Here is a 209-nt window from a genome sequence, read left to right as displayed (position 1 = left end):
GCCTCGGGCTCGTCCGTCTCGAAGTACAGCTCGGTGCCGTCCTCCGCGTACGCCGTGCCCGGGGTGCCGCGCAACGAGCCGTACGGCCCGGCCGCGTCCAGGGCGAGGCGTGCCTTGCGCCGTACGCCGCGGCTGACCGTCAGCCGCTCCACCGCGATGCCCGCCGCCACCAGCCCGAGCGTGGCACCGGCCAGTCCGGCCCGGCGTCC

Annotated in this window: 1 pseudogene; it reads right to left on the bottom strand. The window is 77.5% G+C overall.

Annotation, left to right across the window (positions count from 1 at the left end):
* A pseudogene (locus tag AN218_RS38065) lies at positions 1 to 194 on the bottom strand (alpha/beta hydrolase); the annotation flags it as partial.
* Between the last annotated feature and the right edge of the window lie 15 nt (positions 195 to 209).

Source organism: Streptomyces nanshensis, assembly GCF_001751255.1.
In the GTDB taxonomy this organism is placed as follows: Bacteria; Actinomycetota; Actinomycetes; order Streptomycetales; family Streptomycetaceae; genus Streptomyces; species Streptomyces nanshensis_A.
This window is presented reverse-complemented; position numbering and strand designations above follow the sequence as displayed.